The sequence below is a fragment of the Vibrio sp. D173a genome, from assembly GCF_030248475.1.
Genome location: NZ_JAHGAH010001122.1, coordinates 1 through 1,034, shown reverse-complemented (window position 1 = coordinate 1,034; position 1,034 = coordinate 1). Strand labels below are relative to the sequence as shown.

2 protein-coding genes are annotated in these 1,034 nt (G+C 45.6%); both read right to left on the bottom strand.

The features are described 5' to 3' along the window. Positions 1-71: 71 nt before the first annotated feature. Positions 72-374, bottom strand: a complete 303-nt coding sequence (ureA, locus tag KIV40_RS31720; RefSeq protein WP_285353294.1) for an urease subunit gamma — start codon at positions 372-374, stop codon at positions 72-74. A gap of 129 nt (positions 375-503) precedes the next feature. Next, a partial coding sequence (locus KIV40_RS31715; RefSeq protein WP_285353292.1) for an urease accessory protein UreD occupies positions 504-1,034 on the bottom strand: 531 nt, incomplete at its 5' end.

Here is a 1,034-nt window from a genome sequence, read left to right as displayed (position 1 = left end):
CGGGTGCGGTCTCTATCTTTCCTGGTACAAACCCGCTGTAGTTTGAATTGGAACTGGCCATTGAACTCTCCTTACACAATAGGTTCGTGAGCAGTCACCAACTTGGTGCCATCAGGAAAGGTTGCCTCGACTTGCACGTCGGGGATCATAGAGGGAATGCCTTCCATCACATCATCGACGGTGAGAAGAGTACGTCCAAAATCCATTAACTCGGAGACGGTTTTTCCTTCTCTCGCGCCTTCGAGAATGGCACTGCTGATCAGTGCGATGGACTCTGGATAGTTAAGTTTTAAGCCTTTGTCTTTTCTCTGCTGCGCGAGCATACCTGCGCAGAAGATGAGGAGTTTGTCTTTTTCTCTTGGTGTTAATTCCATTTACTTGCCCACTGTTCGTCTAGGTACTTAGCCCGTTTTCCTTCTGAACTAAGTTAATTTTTCGCACAGCAAGCGAAAAAAAGTACCGAGGGCTGGAAGTCTACCCTCGGTACAAAAATGGGCAGGTCGCTAAGTCGCCCAAATCCTTGGTAAATCAGGGGTGGAGCCACATAGGTGTGAACGCGTTGCTTGCCATATCTGTCCAAAGGCTTGGAGTATGTCTTCACTCCAATGACCTAAAGCTCGGATCACAATCAACCCTTCAATTTGTGTCACGCCCATAATTAATGAGGACTTACTCGATGAACCAAAATGAACAGGTTGCAGTGAAGCTTGCTGTGTAATAGATAAGAGCAAGCTCTGTACCAACTCTAAATCTTGTGGCTCATCCGCAGTAATATAGAAGGTCCCCATCATCGGATAGTTTAATAACCCCATATTTATCATTAACTTATCGCCGCCGTGAAAGTTAAAACCTTCGGTGAGCAATTTATTGTTATCTAAGTAGATTTCGGTTTTCCCAACCAGGTGTCCTTGCTCAAATCCCTCATTTTGTGCAGGCCGACCAAAACAGTGCATCTCCCAACCCCAAAACTGTGCACCTTTTTCAATGTAGATTTCAGTGTCTAAGCGAACATGCGCATCGGGAAAAAAGATGTT

Bases quoted from the DNA above. Each gene is read 5' to 3' on its own strand.
- ureA (WP_285353294.1), bottom strand. From the start codon at position 374: ATGGAATTAACACCAAGAGAAAAAGACAAACTCCTCATCTTCTGCGCA.